Origin of the sequence: Halarchaeum nitratireducens (genome assembly GCF_017874695.1) — an archaeon.
Taxonomy (GTDB): Archaea; Halobacteriota; Halobacteria; order Halobacteriales; family Halobacteriaceae; genus Halarchaeum; species Halarchaeum nitratireducens.
Genome location: NZ_JAGIKY010000008.1, coordinates 41,510 through 60,576, shown reverse-complemented (window position 1 = coordinate 60,576; position 19,067 = coordinate 41,510). Strand labels below are relative to the sequence as shown.

The following is a 19,067-nucleotide window of genomic DNA, read 5'->3' as shown; positions in this document are numbered from 1 at the left end:
CGACCCGTGTCTTACAGTCACATATGACTGAGCACGACGCACGGAGCGGCGGCCGGCGCCTCGCGGACCCGGCCGAGGCACGCTCGAACTGCGGCGTCGGGGTCGTCATGGACCTCGACGGTGAGGGCGGCCACGACGTCGTTTCCGACGGTCTCGACCTCCTCGCGAACCTCGAACACCGCGGGACGACCGGCGCTGAGAAGAAGACCGGCGACGGGGCCGGCATCCTCCTCCGAATCCCGGACGGCTTCTTCGCCGACGAGATCGACGACCTCCCCGAGCAGTACGCCGTCGGATCGTTCTTCCTCCCGCAGGACGCCGACGAACGCGCGGACACCAAGGACGCCGTCGCCGCCGCCCTCGACGAACACGGTCTCGACGTCGTCGCGTGGCGCGACGTCCCGACCAACAACGCCGACCTCGGACAGACCGCCCTCGACTCCGAACCCCACGTCGCCCAACTCGTCGTCACTCCCGACGACTACATGGACGACGACGACTTCGATCGCGCGCTCTACGTCGGCCGGCGCGCCGTCGAGAAGGCGGTCGACCACGAGCGATTCTACGTCTGTTCGCTCGACCGACAGACGCTCGTCTACAAGGGTCTCCTGAAGGGCGATCAGGTACGCGACTACTACCCGGACCTACAGGACGAGCGTCTCACCTCCACGTTCGTCCTCGTGCACGCGCGCTTCTCCACGAACACCCTCGGCGCGTGGCACCTCGCCCACCCCTACCGGAACATCGTCCACAACGGCGAGTTCAACACGATCAAGGGCAACGTCAACTGGATGCGCGCCCGCGAGGACGACGTCGAGAGCGAGCGCTTCAGCGAGGCCGAGCTCGACACGATCCGCCCCGTGATCCCCGACCCGGACCAGTCCGACACCGCGAGCGTCGACAACGCCCTCGAGCTGCTGATGCAGGGCGGGCGCGACCTCCCTCACGCCCTCCGGATGCTCATCCCGGAAGCCTGGGAGGGCGACGAGGCGATGGACGAGGAGCGCCGGGACTGGTACGACTACCACGCCTCGCTCATCGAACCGTGGGACGGCCCCGCGCTCGTCGTCGGGACCGACGGCGAACGCGTCGGTGCGGCCCTCGATCGCAACGGGCTCCGCCCGTGTCGCTACGAGATCACGACCGACAACACGCTCGTCATGGGGAGCGAGGCGGGCGCCGTCGAGACGCCCGCCGCCGAGGTGGCCGAGCGCGGCCGGCTCCAGCCCGGCCAGCTCTTCGTCGCCGACCCCGAGGAGGGGCGCGTCGTCCCCGACGACGAGGTCTTCGAGGACCTCACCGACGAGACGTACGGCGAGTGGGTCGACGCCGAGCAGACGCACTACGAGGGGCACGCCGCCGACCCCCTCCCGAGCGGCGACGGCGACGCGCTGCGCGCCCGACAGGCCGCCTTCGGCTACACCCACGACGAACTGAACGAAGTGTTGGAGCCGATGCTCGACGCCGGGAAGGACCCGGTCGGCTCCATGGGCGACGACACGCCCCTGGCGGTCCTCTCGAAGTTCAACATCCCGCTGTTCAGCTACTTCCGCCAGATGTTCGCGCAGGTGACGAACCCGCCGATCGACTACATCCGCGAGGACGTCGTCACCTCCCTCCAGACCCGACTGGGTCGGGAGCGAAACCTCCTCGACGAGACGGCCGCCCACGCCAATCAGGTCGTCCTCGACTCCCCGATCCTGACCGACGGGGACCTCGATCGCGTCCGCGACACCGACGTCCCGGACGTCACGGTCGACATCACCTACGACCCCGAGACGGACCTCGAAGACGCGGTCGAGGACGTTCGCGCGACGGTCGAGGCCGCGATCCGCGACGGCGCCGAGATCGTCGTGCTCTCCGATCGGGACGTCGGGGCGGAGCGCCTCGCCATCCCGAGCCTGCTGGCGACGAGCGCCGTCCACCACCACCTCGTCCGCGAGGGCCTGCGCACGCGTGCCGGTCTGGTCGTCGAGTCCGGCGATCCCCGGACCGTCCACCAGCTCTCGACGCTCGTCGGCTACGGCGCGGGCGCGGTCAACCCCTACCTCGCCATGGAGACGGTGACGGACCTCGTCGCCGGCCCGGACGGGATGGACGACGCCGAGGCCGTCGACACGTACGTCGACGCCCTCGAACAGGGCCTGCTGAAGGTCATGTCCAAGATGGGCATCTCGACCGTCGAGTCCTACCGGGGCGCGCAGATCTTCGAGGCGGTCGGCCTGAACGACGGCCTCGTGGACGAGTACTTCGAGGGGACGCCGAACAAGACCAGCGGCATCGGGCTCGACGAGATCGAGGCCGACCTCCGCGAGCGCCACCGGCAGGGGTACGCCAGCGAGGAGGTCGACCTCGAACGACAGGGCGAGTTCACGAACACCTCGAACGGTCGGTTCCACCAGTGGAACCCCCAGACGGTCAACGCCCTGCAGTCCGCGGTCCGCTCCGACGACTACGAGCAGTTCGGGGAGTTCTCGGACCTGATCGACGATCAGACCCAGCAGCTCCAGACGCTGCGCGGCCTCATCGACATCGACGGCTCGGAGCGCGACCCCGTCCCGCTCGACGAGGTCGAGCCCGCGGAGGACATCGTCGAGCGCTTCTCGACGGCCGCGATGAGTCTCGGGAGCCTCAGCCCCGAGGCCCACGAGAACAACGCGAAGGGGATGAACTCCATCGGCGCGAAGGCGAACACCGGCGAGGGCGGCGAACCGCCCGAGCGCTTCAACACCGAGCGGGAGTGTAAGATCAAGCAGGTCGCCTCCGGGCGCTTCGGCGTCACTTCGGAGTACCTCTCCGAGGCCGAGGATCTCCAGATCAAGATGGCGCAGGGTTCCAAGCCCGGCGAGGGCGGTCACCTCCCCGGCTCGAAGGTCAACGAGATGATCGCCGGCGTCCGCTGCTCGACGCCCGGCGTCGGTCTCATCAGCCCGCCGCCCCAACACGACATCTACTCCATCGAGGACCTCAAGCAGCTCATCTACGACCTGCGCTCGGGTAACCCGGACGCGCGCGTGCACGTCAAGCTCGTCTCCGAGGCCGGCATCGGTACGATCGCCGCCGGCGTCGCGAAGGCGAAGGCGGACTGCATCCACATCTCCGGGCACGCGGGCGGGACGGGCGCGTCCCCGAAGACCTCGATCAAGCACGCGGGCCTCCCGTGGGAGCTCGGCCTCGCCGAGGCGAACCAGCTCCTCCGCGAGACCGGCCTGCGTTCGCGCGTCACGCTCCGCGTCGACGGCGGGCTCAAGACGGGCCGCGACGTCGCCATCGGCGCGCTCCTCGGCGCCGAGGAGTTCGCGTTCGGGACGGGTAGTCTCGTCACCTCCGGCTGCGTGATGGCGCGACAGTGTCACGCCAACACCTGCCCGGTCGGGATCGCGACGCAGTCCGAGAAGCTCCGCGAGCGCTTCCCCGGCCAGCCCGAACACGTCGTGAACTTCATGATGTTCATCGCGCAGGAGCTGCGCGAGATCATGGCGGAACTCGGCTTCACGGACCTCGACGAGATGGTCGGGCGGACCGAACTGCTCGACCAGCGCGACGTCGACCACCCGAAGGCCCGCACGCTCGATCTCTCTCGCGTCATCGCGGACCCGGTCGACAACGACGACCGCTACCGCACCCGCGAGCAGGACACGGACCACGACGAGCACTTCGACTGGGACGTCCTCGAAGACGTCGGCGACGCGATCGAGGCCGGCGACTCCGTCAGCGTCGACACCGACGTGACGAACGTCGATCGCGCGGTCGGCGGCGTGCTCTCGAACGCCGTCTCGACGGCGCACGGCGGCGATGGCCTCCCGGACGACACGGTGTCGCTCGACCTCGACGGCATCGCCGGGCAGTCCTTCGGCGCGTGGCTCGCACAGGGCGTCACGCTGAACCTCACGGGCGCGGCGAACGACTACGTCGGCAAGGGCATGTCCGGCGGGAAGATCGTCGTGAACACGCCCGACGAGGCGCCCTTCGACCCGGCGACGAACACCCTCATCGGGAACGTCGCGCTCTACGGTGCGACGGACGGCGAGCTGTACGTGAATGGCACGGCCGGCGAACGATTCGCCGTCCGGAACTCGGGCGTGAAGGCCGTCGTCGAGGGCGTCGGCGATCACGGCTGCGAGTACATGACCGGCGGCGTCGTCGCGGTGCTCGGCGACGTCGGGCGGAACTTCGCGGCCGGGATGTCCGGCGGCGTCGCCTACGTCTACGACCCCGACGACGAACTCGCCGAGAAGGCGAACCGGGGGATGGTCTCCCTGGAGACCGAACTCACGGACCAGGACGAGGCGATGCTCCGTCGACTCGTCCAGAACCACGAGACCTACACGGACTCCGATCGCGCCTCCACCCTGCTCGGCACCTGGTCGGCGGCCCGCGACGACTTCGTGAAGGTGATGCCGGACGCCTACGCCGACGCCATCGCGGAGCGCCCGGAGGACGACGCGCGCAAGTCGCTCCCGGCGCCCGCGGCGGAACCCGAACCGGGTCACGCGGACTGAGATCCGACTGAAACGCCCGTTTCAGTCCCCGAAATCGCTTTTCTCGCCCGTCGCGTTACCGACGGTATGGGCACACAGCTCTCACGACGCCGACTGTGCGGCGCGCTCGCCGGAACCGTGAGCGTCGCGCTCGCCGGCTGTTCGGGCGGGGCCGGCGGGAACGACGGTGATGGTGACGGCGACGACGGCGACGGGACGACGCCGCCCTTCGGGGAGTGCCCGTCGCTCCGTGCCGCCGACGCGACGGTCTGTGCGGCGAACGCGGACGCGCCCGTCGTCCTCCGGCCGTCGGCGACGACCGTCACGGCGCCGGGGACGCTCCAGTTCACGCTGTCGAACGGCGGCGAGTCGACGCTCGGTATGAACCCCTACGACTGGGCGGTCCACCGCGAGACGGCGGACGGCTGGGAGCGCGTCGCGCCGGACGCGACGATCGAGCCGTGGCGCGAGATCCCGCCGGGGGCGTCGCAGGCGTGGATGCTCCAGGTCGGCGCGTCGCACGCGTCGCCCGCGAACGAGACGGTCGTCTGCGGCCCGCTCACTCTCGGCGCCGGAACCTATGCGTTCAGCGTCGTCGCCCGGGCGGACGGCGCGTGGACGGCGTACGTCGCGCGCTTCCGCGTCGCCTGAGTCCGTCGTCCCGTCACCCCTTTTTGCGGGCCGCACGATCGGCCGGTATGGACGAAGCGCTCGTCGTCGGCGGGACACGATTCATCGGTCGCCACACGGTCGAGGAGCTACTCGATCACGACTACCGCGTGACGGTCTTCAACCGCGGGGAGCACGCGTCCCCCTTCGCGGACCGCGAGGGCGTTCATCACTACGCGGGCGACCGGACGAACGACCGCGAGCTCCTGACGGCGAAACGCGAGGTCGAACCCGACGTCGTGATCGACTGCGTCGCCTACCACCCGCGCGACGTCCGCAAGGCGACGGAGGTCTTCGCCGACGTCGGCGCGTACGTCTACGTCTCCTCCGGGGCGGCGTACGCGGCCGAGGACGTCCCGAAGCGGGAGGACGAGACGCCGCTGTGCGACTGCTCGGCGGATCAGGCCGCGGACGACACGGACGCGACGTACGGGAACCGGAAGGCCGAGGGCGATCGGATGGTCTTCCGCGCGGCCGAGCGGGGGGTGAACGCGATGGCGGTGCGCCCGACGGTCGTCTACGGCCCCCACGACTACACGGAGCGCCTCGACTACTGGCTCCACCGCGTCGACGAGTACGATCGCGTCGTCGTCCCCGGCGACGGGACGAACCTCTGGCAGCGCGCCTACGTCGCGGACGTCGCGTCGGCGCTTCGGCTCGTCGCCGAGTCGGGAACGCCCGGCGAGGCGTACAACGTCGGGGATCGGAACGCGCTCACGCTCGCGGACACGCTGCGCGCGGCGGCGGACGCCCTCGATACGGACGTCGAACTCGTCCGCGCGAGCGACCGCGAACTCTCGACGGTCGGCCTCGAACTCGGGTCGTTCCCGCTCTACCGGCCCGCGCCGCACCTGCTCGACACGCACAAGCTGGCCGCGCTCGGCTGGGACTCGACGCCGGTCGCGGAAGCGATGGCGACCACGGCGCGGGAGCACCGCGAGGGCGACCGAACGGGGGTCGAGAACGGCCCGGAGCGCGCGGCCGAGGAGACCGTCCTCGACGTCCTCGAAACGATCTGAGGGGGCCGTGGGAGCGGAGGGGAGAAGAGAGGACAACCGCTTTGTCGCGGGCCGCCGACGAACCGGTATGTTCACCAAAACGTCGTGGATCAAGCTCCCGCGGAACGTGGTGGTCGGCCACGACGTCCTCGGGGAGGTTCGGGACGTCGTCGCGGACACGCACCTCCGCGGCCGTCCGCTCGTCGTCACCAGCCCGACGCCCCACGAGGTGGCGGCGGCCGACATCGTCGCGCAGTACGAGGCGGGCGGCACGGACCCCGCGATCGTCGAAGTCGACACGGCGAGCTTCGACGCCGTCGAACGCGTCATCGACGCCGCCGAAGCGAGCGACGCCGCGTACCTGATCGGCGTCGGCGGCGGGAAGGCGATCGACATCGCGAAGATGGCGAGCGACCGCTGCGACCTCGGCTTCGTCTCCGTGCCGACGGCGGCGAGCCACGACGGCATCGTCTCCGGGCGGGGTTCGGTCCCCGAGGGCGATACGCGTCACAGTGTCGCCGCGGATCCGCCGGTCGCCGTCGTCGCGGACACGGGCGTGCTCGCCGACGCGCCGTGGGAGCTCACGACCGCTGGGTGTGCGGACATCATCTCGAACTACACCGCCGTGAAGGACTGGCGGCTCGCCAATCGGCTGAAGAACGTCGAGTACAGCGAGTACGCGGCGGCGCTCGCGGAGATGACGGCCGAACTCCTCGTGGAGAGCGCCGACAGCGTCCGTCCGGGTCTGGAGGAGGCCGCGTGGATGGTCGTGAAGGCGCTCGTCTCCTCGGGCGTGGCGATGAGCATCGCGGGCTCCTCGCGGCCGGCGTCGGGCGCCGAACACCTCGTGAGCCACCAGCTCGATCGGATCGCGCCCGGGAAGGCCCTCCACGGCCACCAGGTCGGCGTCGCCGCCATCGTCACCGAGTACCTCCACAGCGGGGAGCGCGGCGACTGGCGCGCCGTCCGCGACGCCCTCGACGCCATCGACGCGCCGACGACCGCGGCGGGACTCGGGATCGACGACGAGCTCCTCCTAGAGGCGCTCACGACGGCCCACGAGATCAGGGACCGCTACACGATCCTCGGGAACGGTCTCAGCGAGGCCGCGGCGCGCGAGGCCGTGGCGAAGACCGGAGTCATCTGACGGTCACCAGACGCCGAGCGCGCTCCCGACGCCGTAGGCGGCCTTGGCGACGGTGACGCCGGCGCCGCGAACGATCCCGACGCCCTCGATGTCGACGTCGCCACGGTCGTAGGCGTCGAGCATGGAGCCAGCGGGGTCCTCGGACGCCGTCGCGTTACAGAGGACGGGCGCCGTCGTCGTGACGCGCAGGGTCGGGTCGACGCTGCCGTTCTCGATCTCCGCGACGTGCGCGCTTCCGTTCGTCACCAGGTGTACGTGTCGTTCACGCCGGTGACGTCGACGGCGACGCGCTCGTCGGCGAGCCGATCGCGGAGCATCCCGGGCAGTCGGTCGGTGCTGTCGTTGTAGCCGTCGACGAACGCCTCGACGTCAGACGCGTTGACGCCGCCGGTGGTACAGTCGTCGGCCGCTGCGGCGCTTCCGGGCGCGATGGCGAGGAGGAACGCAGCGACGAGCAGGACGCTGACGATCCGTATTCGCTGGCTCATGGGCTGAGGAAGCGCCGGAGGAGCAAGAACGTGGCGCCGGCTCGAAAAGAGTAACTCGGCTCCTAGTAACCCCCGACCTTTTACCTCGCGGCGAGCGAAGCGAGCGGCAATGAGGAACGCGAAGATCATCTGTACGCTCGGCCCGGCGACGGACGACCGGGGCACGATCCGCGAACTCGCCGACGCCGGTATGTCGATCGCGCGATTGAACGCGAGCCACGGGACGGTCGAGGACCGCCGCGAGCGGATCCACACCGTTCGGCAGGTCGACGACGTCACCGACGAACCGCTCGCGGTGATGCTCGACACGCAGGGTCCGGAGGTCCGGACGGCCGAGATCGACGACCCGATCCAGATCGAGACGGACGCGCGCGTGGAGTTCGCCGTCGGCGACACCGCGACGCCCGAACGGATCGGCCTCTCGAACGACATCACGGCGGTCGAACCCGGCGACGTCGTCCTGCTCGACGACGGCCGGATCGAGACGCGCGTCGAGGCCGTCGACGACGGCGTCATCACCGCGTCCGTCGTCAGCGGCGGCACGCTCGGGTCGCGCAAGGGCGTGAACGTCCCCGGCGTCGAACTCGACCTCGACATCGTCACGGAGAAGGACCGACGCGATCTGCGGCTCGCCGCCGAGGAGAACGTAGACTTCGTCGCGGCGTCGTTCGTCCGGAGCGCGGAGGACGTCTACGAGATCTCCTCGACGCTGGAGGAGTTCGGCGCGGACATCCCGATCATCGCTAAGATCGAGCGCGCGGGCGCGGTCGAGAACCTCGACGAGATCATCGACGCCGCGTACGGCGTGATGGTCGCGCGCGGCGACCTCGGCGTCGAGTGCCCGATGGAGGACGTCCCTGTGACGCAGAAGCGAATCATCCGCAAGTGCCGCAACGCGGGATCGCCGGTCATCACGGCGACGGAGATGCTGGACTCGATGGTCCACTCGCGGCGCCCCACCCGCGCGGAGGCGAGCGACGTGGCCAACGCCGTCCTCGACGGGACGGACGGCGTGATGCTCTCCGCCGAGACCGCGGTCGGCGACGACCCCGTGCACGTCGTCGAGACGATGGACCGCATCGTCCGCGAGGCCGAGGCGAGCGACGAGTACGACGAACTGCGAGAGCAGCGCGTGCCCAAGGCCGACGAGTCGCGAACGGACGCGCTCGCGCGCTCCGCGCGCTACCTCGCGCGCGACGTGGACGCGACCGCGGTCGTCGTCGCCTCGGAGTCCGGGTACACCGCCCGGAAGGCCGCGAAGTTCCGCCCCGCGATGCCGGTCGTCGCCACGACGCCGAACGACGACGTCCGCCGGCAGCTCGCGCTCTCCTGCGGGGTCGCGCCGCAGTACGCCGACTACACGAACGGCGGCGCCTCCGCGGTCATCGAGAACGCCGTCTCCGCGGCGATCGACGCGGGGGTCGTCGAGTCGGGCGACACCGTCGTCGTCATCTCCGGGATGATGACAGAAATCGCTGGGACGGACACGACGAACACCCTGAAGGTCCACGTCGCCGCCGAGACGGTCGCCACGGGGCGGTCGGTGGTCGGCGGCCGCGTGAGCGGTCCCGTCCACCGCGTCACGAACGGCGACCTTGCGGACGCCCCCGACGACGCAATCGCGGTCCTCTCCGCCGACTTCGAGGGCGAGCTCGAGGGCGACCTCGAACGGCTCGCGGGCGTCATCAGCGCCGACACCGGGCTGACGGGGTACGCGGCGATGGTCGCGCGCGAACTCGATCTCCCGATGGTCGGCAGCGCGGCGCTCAGCGACGACGTCGCGGACGGTGACGTCGTCACCATCGACGGTGAACGCGGCGTCGTCTACGCCGGCAGTATCAGTGGCGGCGAGAGTGAGCGGTGATGGCCGGGAGCGACCGCGCGGACGACGGTGGCGACGACGCGGACGCCGGCGACGAGCAGTGGCGCTTCGGCGTCAACGAGGTCGGCGAGGACGGCGTCGTGGAATCCGAGCGTCCGGAGCCATCGCCGGTCGAACCCGGCTCACCGAGCTCCGAGAACGTCGTCTTCTTCGTCGCCGGCGTCGCGCTCGCGGTCGGCGTCTTCGCACTCCTGCTCGTCGGCTGACGCACGACCTTTTGCAGCGCGCGCTATGCGCGCTTGCAAAAACTCGACAAAAAGCCTTCCTCGCCCCCTGACGGGGATTCGTCGGCCTCGCCCTCCGGGCGAGTGAACCGCGCGACGAGCGGCGACCGCTCGTCGCGCGGACGCTGACCAGTTGGAACGTTCGGCAGCCGAAACGTGGTCAAACCACGGTATAAGCGTTCGGCGATCGAGTAGTCCGTCAAGACCCGGAGTCAGGCGAGAACTCCGTTCTCTCTGAGTCACACTCGGCCCTGCGGCCTCGCGTGACGCCCGCCGGTTCCGGAGCGACTCCGTCGCGCCGATCGCGTTCGTTCGCGGTGCTCACTTGCGAAGCCACCGAGCCCTTCGCGCTCGGGCGCAAGGACCACCGAAGGTGGTCCGCTGCGCTTTTGGTCGAGCTTTTGCCAGCGAGCCGAAGGCGAGCGCAGCCAAAGGTCGCGGGTAACGTTCTTCCCGGTCGCACCCCGAGTACCCGTATGGCGGACCTATTCGGCGCGTCGCTCTCGCTCGTCCTCGTCGTCGCGGGCGTCGCGCTCTGCATCGCGGAGGCGTTCGCGCCCGGTGCCCACTTCGTCGTCATCGGCGTCGCGCTCCTCGTCGCGGGCCTCGCCGGCGTGCTCCTTCCGGGCGTCGTCACGCCCGTCGTGCTCGCCCTCCTCGTCTTCGTCGTGGGCGTGCTGGCGCTCTGGGGCTACCGGCGCTTCGAACTGTACGAGGGAAGCGGTCGCGGGAAGACGGAGGGATCGACGTCGCTGCGCGGCGCGCGTGGCGTCGTCACGGACCGGGTCACGGGCTCGTCGGGACAGATTCGACTGACCGACGCCGGGGGGTTCGACCCGACGTACGCCGCCCGCACCATCGACGGCGCCGACGCGATCGAGGAGGGAACGGACGTGATCGTCGTCGACCCTGGGGGTGGGAACGTACTCACCGTCGCGGAGACCGACGGCGCGGACGACATCGACCGCGAACTCGCAACGGGACGGGAGGCGGCGGCGGAACGAGAAGCGGAGGCGAACGCGGAACGAAACGCGGAGGCGGAGGAGACGGACGGCGAGGCGGAGCGGGAGCGGTAGGCGGATGCGGGAGTGGTAGGCGGATGCGGGGGCGGTAGGCGGATGCGGGAGTGGTAGGCGGATGCGGGGGCGGTGGGCGGATGCGGTACGGGAACCGCGAGCGATCCTGCTCGCGCCTTCGCCGCGAGGTCCGAAGACCCCTCCCGTGGAGGGGTCTGACGGACATTTTGCGTGCGAGACGCCTTCGGCGTGGTTCGAGACGGCGGAGCCGTCTCGTCATCACGAAAGACGCGTCGCGTCTTTCGAACGATCTCGCTGCATAGACAGAAATCGAAGATTTCCGGCGATGGTCGAGCTTTCGCAAGCGCCGAAGGCGCGCGGCAAAAGGTCGGGGCGAAGCTTTATCCCCGAATTGTGTGATCGTTTACGCATGGTCCCACTCACCCCGCTGCAGCTCGGCGGGAGCCTGCCGCTCACGATCGTGGCAGTGCTCCTCGTCGCGCTCGCGGCGGTCACGGTCTATCAGATGGTGGAGATCGTGGACGCCTACGAGAAGAAGGCGCTCACGGTCTTCGGGGAGTACCGCGGCCTCTTGGAACCGGGTATCAACTTCATCCCGCCGTTCGTCTCGCGGACGTACACGTTCGACATGCGGACGCAGACGATCGACGTGCCGCGACAGGAAGCGATCACGCGCGACAACTCGCCGGTGACGGCGGACGCCGTCGTCTACATCCGCGTGATGAACGCCAAACGCGCCTTCCTCGAAGTCGACGACTACAAGCGCGCCGTCTCGAACCTCGCGCAGACGACGCTGCGCGCCGTGATCGGCGACATGGAGCTTGACGACACGCTCAACAAGCGTCAGGAGATCAACGCGCGCATCCGCAAGGAGCTCGACGAACCCACGGACGAGTGGGGGATCCGCGTCGAGAGCGTCGAGGTCCGCGAGGTCAATCCGTCGAAGGACGTCCAGCAGGCGATGGAGCAACAGACGTCCGCGGAACGCAAGCGCCGCGCGATGATCCTCGAAGCGCAGGGAGAACGCCAGTCCGCGATCGAGGAGGCGCAGGGTGCGAAGCAGTCGGACATCATCCGCGCGCAGGGGCAAAAGCAGTCTCAAGTCCTCGAAGCGCAGGGTGACGCCGTCTCGACCGTCCTCCGCGCGAAGTCCGCCGAATCGATGGGCGAGCGCGCCGTCATCGAGCGGGGGATGGAGGCGATCGAGCGCATGGGCGAGAGCGAGTCGACGACGTTCGTCCTCCCGCAGGAGCTCACGAGCCTCGTCGGACGATACGGGAAGCACCTCACGGACAGCGACGTGGCGACGCAGGCCGAGGGGCTCGACAGCCTCGACTTCGACGAGGAGACGCGCGAACTCCTCGGGCTCGACAGCATCGACGAGCTGCTGAACGAGATCAGCGAGGAGGCGGACGTCGATCCGGAGAAGCTCGAACAGCAGGCCGAGGAAGTGATGGCCGGACAGGACACGGGCGCGACCGAGACCGATCAGGTCATCGAGGAGATGGACGCCGAGTTCGAGGGCGGCGATACCGGGAGCGCGTCACCCGCGGAGACGTCTGGGTCGACGACCCCCGACGCGACCGACGACGCCGAGACCGAGACGGAGCGGTCGTAGCGCGTCCGAAACTTTTTGCGCGAGCCCGACGTACTCGTGCCCGAATGGGGATCGACGAGAGCAAGCGCGCGACCCTCCGGCGGTTCGCGGCGGTCGGAGCCGCGAGCCCGCTCGTCGGTCTCGCCGACGAGGCGGCGGGCGAGAGCGACGTCCCCGGGGCGATCGGTGGCTATCTGACGACGACGCCCGGCGCACACTTCTCGAAGCTCCGCGACGACCTCCAGCTCGGTACCGGCGAGGCCCAACACCACCTCCGCCGGCTCGTCGATGCCGGCGCGGTCGAGAGTTACCGGGACGGCGACTATCGGCGGTTCTACCCCGCGGGGGAGTTCGCCGACCTCGAGAAGATCACGCTCGGCTACCTCCGCCGCGAGACGCCCCGATCGATGCTCGTCACCCTCCTCCGCGACCCGGACGCGGACGGCGCGGCGCTCGCCGACGCCGCGGACGTCTCGCGCGGCACGATCAGTAAGTACGCCGCGGAGCTCGAGGGCGTCGGCCTCCTCTCTCGAGACGACGGATACGCGATCACACAGCCCGAGATGGTGCTCGTCCTCGTCGTCCGCTACGCGGACTCGTTCGGCGACGCGGCGGCCGCCCTCGCGCGCGAGGCCGACGCGCTCGTCGCCTACGACCCCTGACTCAGACCGAGACCTTCCACGTCGTCGCGGAGGAGTACCCCCACTTCTCGACGGTGATCCCGTACTCCCCCTCTTGGAGCGCCGTCATGTTCGTCCCGACCTCCTTCGCGGAGAGATCGAGCGCGTCGCCGATGAGCCGCGATTTGAAGTAGGTGCGCGTGCCCGCGTGTTCGCGGAGGTACGCGAGGATCCGTTCCTGCTTCGGGGTGAGGGTGCTCGTCGCCGCGGTCGCGCTCGTGCTCGTGCTCATACGTGACGAGAGGGGTCGATCGGCTATAGGGGGTTTGGTACGTCCGTTAAAACGCCGTATTTGAGGGGTAAGGGGCCACAAAACGGGGCATTAGAGTGAACTGCGTGTGCCCGCGAACGGCCGTTCGGGGCCGGCCTGGTAGGATGGCGAAACAGGCCGCCGACCCCGACCGCCGATGGCGGAGAGCAGAAGGTACTTACTCGGAGCGTGGCGAGTAGTGGTAGATGAGCGACCGGCAGACCGAGGTCAGCGTCGTCCTCCCCGCGTACAACGAGGAGGACACGATCGAACACACCGTCCGCACGACGCGCGACGCGCTCGGTGCGTTCCTCCCCGCCGGGAGCTACGAGGTCGTCGTGGCCGAGGACGGCTGCGACGACCGAACGCCCGACATCGCGGACGAACTCGCCGCCGCGTTCGACGACGTTCGACACTTCCACAGCGACGAGCGTCTCGGCCGCGGCGGTGCGCTCGACGCGGCCTTCGCGGCCGCCCACGGCGACGTCCTCGTCTACTTCGACACGGATATGGCGACGGACATGCGCCACCTCGAACACCTCGTCGAGAGCGTCCGCTCGGGCGACTACGACGTCGCGACGGGATCGCGGTGGATGTCCGAGAACGTCGCGGATCGCCCGGCGAAGCGCGGCATCCCCTCCCGCGGCTTCAACTTGGCCGCGCGGCTCTTCCTCGGGTCCGAGCTGCGCGATCACCAGTGCGGCTTCAAGTCGTTCTCGCGCGAGGCGTTCGAGCGTCTCGAACCCGACGTCGAGGACGAACACTGGTTCTGGGACACGGAGATGCTCGTCCGCGCACAGCGGGCGGGTCTCCGCGTCCACGAGTTCCCGGTCGATTGGGAGCCGAAGGGCGACTCGAAGGTTGATCTCGTGCGCGACGTCTTCGGGATGGGATCGCAGGTCGTGCGCTGCTGGTGGGAGTTCAGCGTCGAGCCGTACGTGACGCGGCGGACGGGCGCGCTCGCGGGCATCGTGCTCACGCTCGTCGCGCTCGGGCTGATGCTCTTCTACCTCGATCCGAGCTCGGTGCTCGCCGCGATGGCGGACGCGGACCCGGCGATCGTCGCGCTCGGGGCGGTCGTCTACGCGCTCTCGTGGCCGCTGCGCGGGCTGCGCTACCGGGACATCCTCTCCGAACTCGGTTACAGGGAGGACGTCTGGTTCCTCACCGGGGCGGTGTTCGTCTCGCAGACGGGGAACCTCGTCTTCCCGATGCGCGGGGGCGACTTCATCCGCGCGTACGTCGTGAAGGCCCGGCGGCGCGTCCCCTACACCTCCGGGTTCGCGTCGCTCGCCGTCGAGCGCGTCTTCGACCTGCTCACGATCACGCTCCTCGCGGGATCGGTCCTGCTCGGCCTCGCCGCCTTCGCGCCCGAGCAGGTGGCGGCGATCGCCGGGGCCGTGTCGGGCGACGCGCTCGGGGCCGACCAGCGGAGCGCGGAGACCGCCCTCGCCGTCGCGGGGCTCGTGGGCGCGCTCGCCGTCGCGGCCGTCGTCGCCATCGTCGCGTCCGCACGCATGGACGGCGGCTACGCCCGTCGCCTGATCGAGTGGGCGAGCGACGACGGCTACGTCGAACTCGTCGCGGGCGTCGTCGAGTCGTTCGTCGCCGACGTGCAGACCGTCGCGGCGGACGGGCCGGCGTTCGCGCGCGTCGGCGCGACGAGCGTTCTCGTCTGGGGGATCGACGTCGTCACCGCGCTCTGCGTGCTCCTCGCGTTCGGCGTCGACCTCCCGCTCTCGACGCTCCTCGCCACGGGCTTCTTCGCGGTCTCCGTGGGGAACCTCGCTAAGGTCCTCCCGCTCTCGCCGGGCGGGATCGGGCTCTACGAGGGGGCGTTCACGCTGCTCGTCGTCGCGCTCACGCCGATCGGCGCGCCCGCGGCGCTCGCGGTCGCTCTCGTCGATCACGCCGTGAAGAACGCCGTCACGGTCGTCGGCGGCGTCGTCAGCATGCTCACGCTCAACGTCTCGCTCACCGAGGCCGTCGAGGGGCCGGGCGCGGACGCGATGGAGACTGAGGCCGGAACGACCGATTAGGGGAGCGCGAGTCGGATCCGGCTCCCGGCCTCGACGCCGAACGCCGCGTCGCCGCGTCCCCGGTTCACCGCGAGTTCGACGTTGCCGTGACTCCCGACCGTCACCAGTCGTTCGTCCGTCTCGACGGCGTCGTACGTTCGCGCGACCGGGACGCGCTCACCGTCAACGCGGGCGTACGCCCCCCGGCGACCGGCGAGGAAGTCGCCGGGGACGTTCGTGATGGCGTTCCCGAAACCGTCGACGACGAGCACCTCGCCGCGTGCCTCGCCGCCCCGGACGGTGGCCTCCGGGAAGGCGAGATCGACCGGATCGTCCACGGTGGGGTAGTCGAGGCCGTCGGGTCCCGTCTCGTGGACGGCGGCCGCGGCGGGCGCGAAGACGTCGCGGCCGTGGAACGTCGTGCTCTCGGGGTCGTCGACGGGGACCTCGTAGCACGAGACGGCCGCGCCGTCGTCGCCCTCGGCGAGCGCGCGGGCGGCGGGCAGGAGGAGGCCGTTGTCGGGGCCGACGAGGGCGTGCTCGCCGGCGGTGACGACGATCGGTCGACGGTCGGTGCCGACGCCGGGGTCGACGACGGCGAGGTGGACGGCGGCCGGGAAGGTGGGGAGGAGTTCGCGGAGCCAGAACGCGGCGGTTCGGACGTCCTGTCTGGGGAAGTCGTGCGCGACGTCGACGAGGCGGGCGTCGGTGCGCGAGCAGAGGACGCCGCGCATCGCCGCCGGATAGGGCGACCCGAAGTCGGAGGCGAGCGTGATCACGTCGGGTGCGAACGCGAGCGAGGGACAAAAGCGAGGGGATCGGTCAGTCGTTCGGGGTGGCCTCGACGTCGGTGTCACTCACCCGTCTGATCCGCTCGATGCCGTCGACCTCCGAGACGACGCGCTCGACGGCGTCGGGGACGAGGTCGGACCAGTCGTCGCCCGCGACCATCCGCTCGCGGATCTCGGTGCCGCGCAGGACCTCGCGGTCGAACATGGGCGACCCGCGGACCTCGATGCCGGCCTCCTCGAAGAGGCGGACGACGAGCGGGTTGTTGGAGTACGCGACGTCGAAGTTCGGGCTCATCGATCGGACGTGACTCACCCACACGGCGTTCCGGTTGATGTCCTCTAGGGGGACGGCGTACGTCACGAGGTCGAGGTCGGCCAGCGCCTTCGTGATCATCATGATCCGTTCGCCGCCGGTGAAGGGGTTGCGGACGCTGTGCGATTGATCCGCGCTTCCGATGCCGACGACGAGCTCGTCGACCTCCTCGGCGATGTCCGCGATGACGCGGTGGTGACCCTGGTGGTACGGCTGGAACCGCCCGATGTAGAACCCACGAGTCATGATCGGTTGTTACGGTACCCACACCCACCCGCCGGGCCCGCATAAGCGTGGCGACGGCGGCGTCACCGACCCGCGAATATCCGCTTCTCCGCGCCGGTGTCCGGCGTTTTCGTCGCTCCTCGGAGGGAGAAAGTATATCAATCGCGCTCCCCTTCCATCACCTAGCGATAAGGGTTCTATGAGCAACGACCGTACGACCGACACTCCCTACGAGGGGGAGAACGACACCGACACCCGCCCGGACCCCTCGCCCGACGGCGACCTCGACGACCTCGGCAGTGAAGTGGACGTCGAGGGCGACGTCGAGATCGACGAGGACGCCGCGGAGGACGACCTCCTCGGCGGCCTCAAGGTCGATTCGACGGCGGACATCAAGGTGCCAGAGCGACTGGTCGATCAGGTGATCGGCCAGGAGGAGGCCCGCGACATCGTGATGCGCGCGGCCAAACAGCACCGCCACGTGATGATGATCGGCACTCCGGGGACGGGGAAGTCCATGCTGGCGAAGGCGATGAGCCAACTCCTCCCGAAGGAGAGCCTGCAGGACGTCCTCGTCTACCACAACCCGGACGACTCGAACGAACCGAAGGTCCGGACCGTCCCCGCCGGGAAGGGCGACCAGATCGTCGAGGCCCACCAGGAGGAAGTGCGAAAGCGCAACCAGATGCGCACGTTCCTCATGTGGATCGTCCTCGCGGTCGTGGTCGGCTACGCCTTCCTCGTCGAGGGTGCGATCCTTCTCGGTATCCTCGCGGCGGGGATCATCTACTTCGCGTTCCGCTACTCGAATCGCGGGAGCGACGCGATGATCCCGAAGCTCCTGATCAACAACGCCGAGCGTCAGACGGCGCCCTTCGAGGACGCGACCGGTGCGCACGCCGGCGCGCTCCTCGGCGACGTCCGGCACGACCCGTTCCAGTCCGGCGGCATGGAGACCCCGGCCCACGAGCGCGTCGAGGCCGGCGCGATCCACAAGTCCAACAAGGGCGTGTTGTTCATCGACGAGATCAACACGCTCGACGTCCGCTCTCAGCAGCACCTGATGACGGCGATTCAGGAGGGCGAGTTCGGCATCACCGGCCAGTCCGAGCGTAGTTCGGGTGCGATGGTGCAGACCGAGCCCGTCCCCTGTGACTTCATCATGGTCGCCGCGGGGAACATGGACGCGATGGAGAACATGCACCCGGCGCTGCGCTCGCGCATCAAGGGGTACGGCTACGAGGTGTACATGGACGACACCATCGACGACACCCCGGAGATGCGCCGCAAGTTCGCGCGCTTCGTCGCCCAGGAGATCGAGCGCGACGGCCAGCTCCCGGACTTCACGCCGGACGCCGTCCGCGAGGTCATCCTCGAGGCGAAGCGCCGCGCGGGCCGCAAGGAGCACCTCACGCTCGAACTGCGTAACCTCGGTGGGCTCGTCCGCGTCGCCGGCGACATCGCCCGCTCGAAGGGCCACGAGCACACCGAGCGCGACGACGTCCTGGAGGCGAAAAAGCGCTCGCGCTCCATCGAGCAGCAGGTCGCGGACAACTACATCGCGCGCCGCAAGGATTACGAGCTGAAGACCTCCGACGGCGAAGCCGTCGGCCGCGTCAACGGCCTCGCCGTCATGGGCGGGGACTCCGGCATCATGATGCCCGTCATGGCCGAAGTCACGCCCCGCCAGGGCGAGGGCGGCGAGATCTACGCGACCGGGAAACTCCAGGAGATCGCCCAGGAGGCCGTCGAGAACGTCTCCGCGATCATCAAGAAGTACACGGGCGAATCCATCGCGGACAAGGACATCCACATCCAGTTCGTGCAGTCCTACGAGGGCGTCGAGGGCGACTCCGCCTCCATCACGGTCGCCACCGCCGTCATCAGCGCCCTCGAGAACATCCCGATCGCACAGGACCTCGCCATGACCGGCAGTCTGTCCGTGCGCGGGGACGTCCTCCCCGTCGGGGGCGTGACACACAAGATCGAGGCCGCCGCGAAGGCCGGCTGCGATCGCGTCATCATCCCGAAGGCGAACGAACAGGACGTCATGATCGAGGACGAGTACAAAGACCAGATCGAGGTCATCCCGGTCAGCCACATCAGCGAGGTCCTCGATCTCGCGCTCGTCGGCGAGCCCGAGAAGGACTCGCTCGTCGCTCGGCTGAAGAACATCACCGGTGAGGCCTTGGAGAAGGGCAAGAGCAGCGCCGGCGCGCAGGGCGGGAGCCCGTCGCCGCAGTAGCGACGCCCCAACCCGCGCGTTC

The 19,067-nt window shown here is 69.5% G+C and carries 16 protein-coding genes; 11 read left to right on the top strand and 5 right to left on the bottom strand.

Annotation, left to right across the window (positions count from 1 at the left end; genetic code table 11):
• The first annotated feature begins 23 nt into the window (after positions 1 to 23).
• The 4 genes from gltB to J2754_RS09090 all read left to right on the top strand — a co-directional run bounded on the left by gltB (position 24) and on the right by J2754_RS09090 (position 7,295).
• Entirely contained in the window at positions 24 to 4,502 is a 4,479-nt protein-coding gene (gene gltB, locus J2754_RS09105; RefSeq protein WP_211087232.1) for a glutamate synthase large subunit, read from the top strand.
• Positions 4,503 to 4,568: 66 nt separating this feature from the next.
• Positions 4,569 to 5,132, top strand: a complete 564-nt coding sequence (locus tag J2754_RS09100) for a hypothetical protein (RefSeq protein ID WP_188877831.1) — start codon at positions 4,569 to 4,571, stop codon at positions 5,130 to 5,132.
• A gap of 47 nt (positions 5,133 to 5,179) precedes the next feature.
• Complete coding sequence (locus J2754_RS09095; protein ID WP_188877833.1) at positions 5,180 to 6,169, top strand: NAD-dependent epimerase/dehydratase family protein; 990 nt, start codon at positions 5,180 to 5,182, stop codon at positions 6,167 to 6,169.
• Positions 6,170 to 6,236: 67 nt separating this feature from the next.
• Complete coding sequence (locus J2754_RS09090; RefSeq protein WP_188877835.1) at positions 6,237 to 7,295, top strand: NAD(P)-dependent glycerol-1-phosphate dehydrogenase; 1,059 nt, start codon at positions 6,237 to 6,239, stop codon at positions 7,293 to 7,295.
• A gap of 3 nt (positions 7,296 to 7,298) precedes the next feature.
• On the opposite strand, the gene J2754_RS09085 is transcribed toward J2754_RS09090, so the two are convergent.
• Both J2754_RS09085 and J2754_RS09080 read right to left on the bottom strand, forming a co-directional pair.
• A complete protein-coding gene (locus tag J2754_RS09085) occupies positions 7,299 to 7,541 on the bottom strand; it encodes a hypothetical protein (RefSeq protein ID WP_188877837.1) in 243 nt (80 codons plus the stop codon).
• Positions 7,538 to 7,783, bottom strand: coding sequence for a hypothetical protein (locus J2754_RS09080; protein WP_188877838.1), 246 nt, complete (start codon positions 7,781 to 7,783; stop codon positions 7,538 to 7,540). The genes J2754_RS09085 and J2754_RS09080 overlap by 4 nt, the downstream gene beginning before the upstream one ends.
• Before the next feature lie 109 nt (positions 7,784 to 7,892).
• On the opposite strand from J2754_RS09080, the gene pyk reads away from it, so the two are divergent.
• The 5 genes from pyk to J2754_RS09055 all read left to right on the top strand — a co-directional run bounded on the left by pyk (position 7,893) and on the right by J2754_RS09055 (position 13,185).
• Positions 7,893 to 9,647, top strand: a complete 1,755-nt coding sequence (pyk, locus tag J2754_RS09075) for a pyruvate kinase (protein ID WP_211087231.1) — start codon at positions 7,893 to 7,895, stop codon at positions 9,645 to 9,647.
• Positions 9,647 to 9,871, top strand: a complete 225-nt coding sequence (locus tag J2754_RS09070) for a DUF7312 domain-containing protein (RefSeq protein WP_211087230.1) — start codon at positions 9,647 to 9,649, stop codon at positions 9,869 to 9,871. Before pyk ends, J2754_RS09070 begins: the two co-directional genes overlap by 1 nt.
• Positions 9,872 to 10,365: 494 nt before the next feature.
• Complete coding sequence (locus tag J2754_RS09065) at positions 10,366 to 10,965, top strand: NfeD family protein (RefSeq protein ID WP_188877843.1); 600 nt, start codon at positions 10,366 to 10,368, stop codon at positions 10,963 to 10,965.
• A gap of 370 nt (positions 10,966 to 11,335) precedes the next feature.
• Positions 11,336 to 12,544, top strand: a complete 1,209-nt coding sequence (locus J2754_RS09060) for an SPFH domain-containing protein (protein ID WP_211087229.1) — start codon at positions 11,336 to 11,338, stop codon at positions 12,542 to 12,544.
• Between the two features lie 44 nt (positions 12,545 to 12,588).
• Complete coding sequence (locus J2754_RS09055; RefSeq protein ID WP_188877846.1) at positions 12,589 to 13,185, top strand: winged helix-turn-helix transcriptional regulator; 597 nt, start codon at positions 12,589 to 12,591, stop codon at positions 13,183 to 13,185.
• Position 13,186: 1 nt separating this feature from the next.
• On the opposite strand, the gene J2754_RS09050 is transcribed toward J2754_RS09055, so the two are convergent.
• Complete coding sequence (locus J2754_RS09050) at positions 13,187 to 13,435, bottom strand: DUF7123 family protein (protein ID WP_188877847.1); 249 nt, start codon at positions 13,433 to 13,435, stop codon at positions 13,187 to 13,189.
• Between the two features lie 224 nt (positions 13,436 to 13,659).
• Here J2754_RS09050 and J2754_RS09045 point away from each other — a divergent pair, with 224 nt between their 5' ends.
• A complete protein-coding gene (locus J2754_RS09045; RefSeq protein ID WP_211087228.1) occupies positions 13,660 to 15,492 on the top strand; it encodes a flippase-like domain-containing protein in 1,833 nt (610 codons plus the stop codon).
• Here the strand turns inward: J2754_RS09045 and J2754_RS09040 are convergent.
• Both J2754_RS09040 and J2754_RS09035 read right to left on the bottom strand, forming a co-directional pair.
• The gene (locus J2754_RS09040; protein ID WP_188877851.1) at positions 15,489 to 16,250 is read right to left on the bottom strand and encodes an SAM hydrolase/SAM-dependent halogenase family protein; all 762 of its coding nucleotides are present in this window, start codon (positions 16,248 to 16,250) and stop codon (positions 15,489 to 15,491) included. The two genes, J2754_RS09045 and J2754_RS09040, sit on opposite strands and share 4 nt — an antisense overlap.
• Positions 16,251 to 16,293: 43 nt before the next feature.
• A complete protein-coding gene (locus J2754_RS09035) occupies positions 16,294 to 16,821 on the bottom strand; it encodes a nicotinamide-nucleotide adenylyltransferase (protein WP_188877853.1) in 528 nt (175 codons plus the stop codon).
• A gap of 178 nt (positions 16,822 to 16,999) precedes the next feature.
• On the opposite strand from J2754_RS09035, the gene lonB reads away from it, so the two are divergent.
• The gene (gene lonB / locus J2754_RS09030) at positions 17,000 to 19,045 is read left to right on the top strand and encodes an ATP-dependent protease LonB (RefSeq protein WP_188877854.1); all 2,046 of its coding nucleotides are present in this window, start codon (positions 17,000 to 17,002) and stop codon (positions 19,043 to 19,045) included.
• Positions 19,046 to 19,067: the final 22 nt, after the last annotated feature.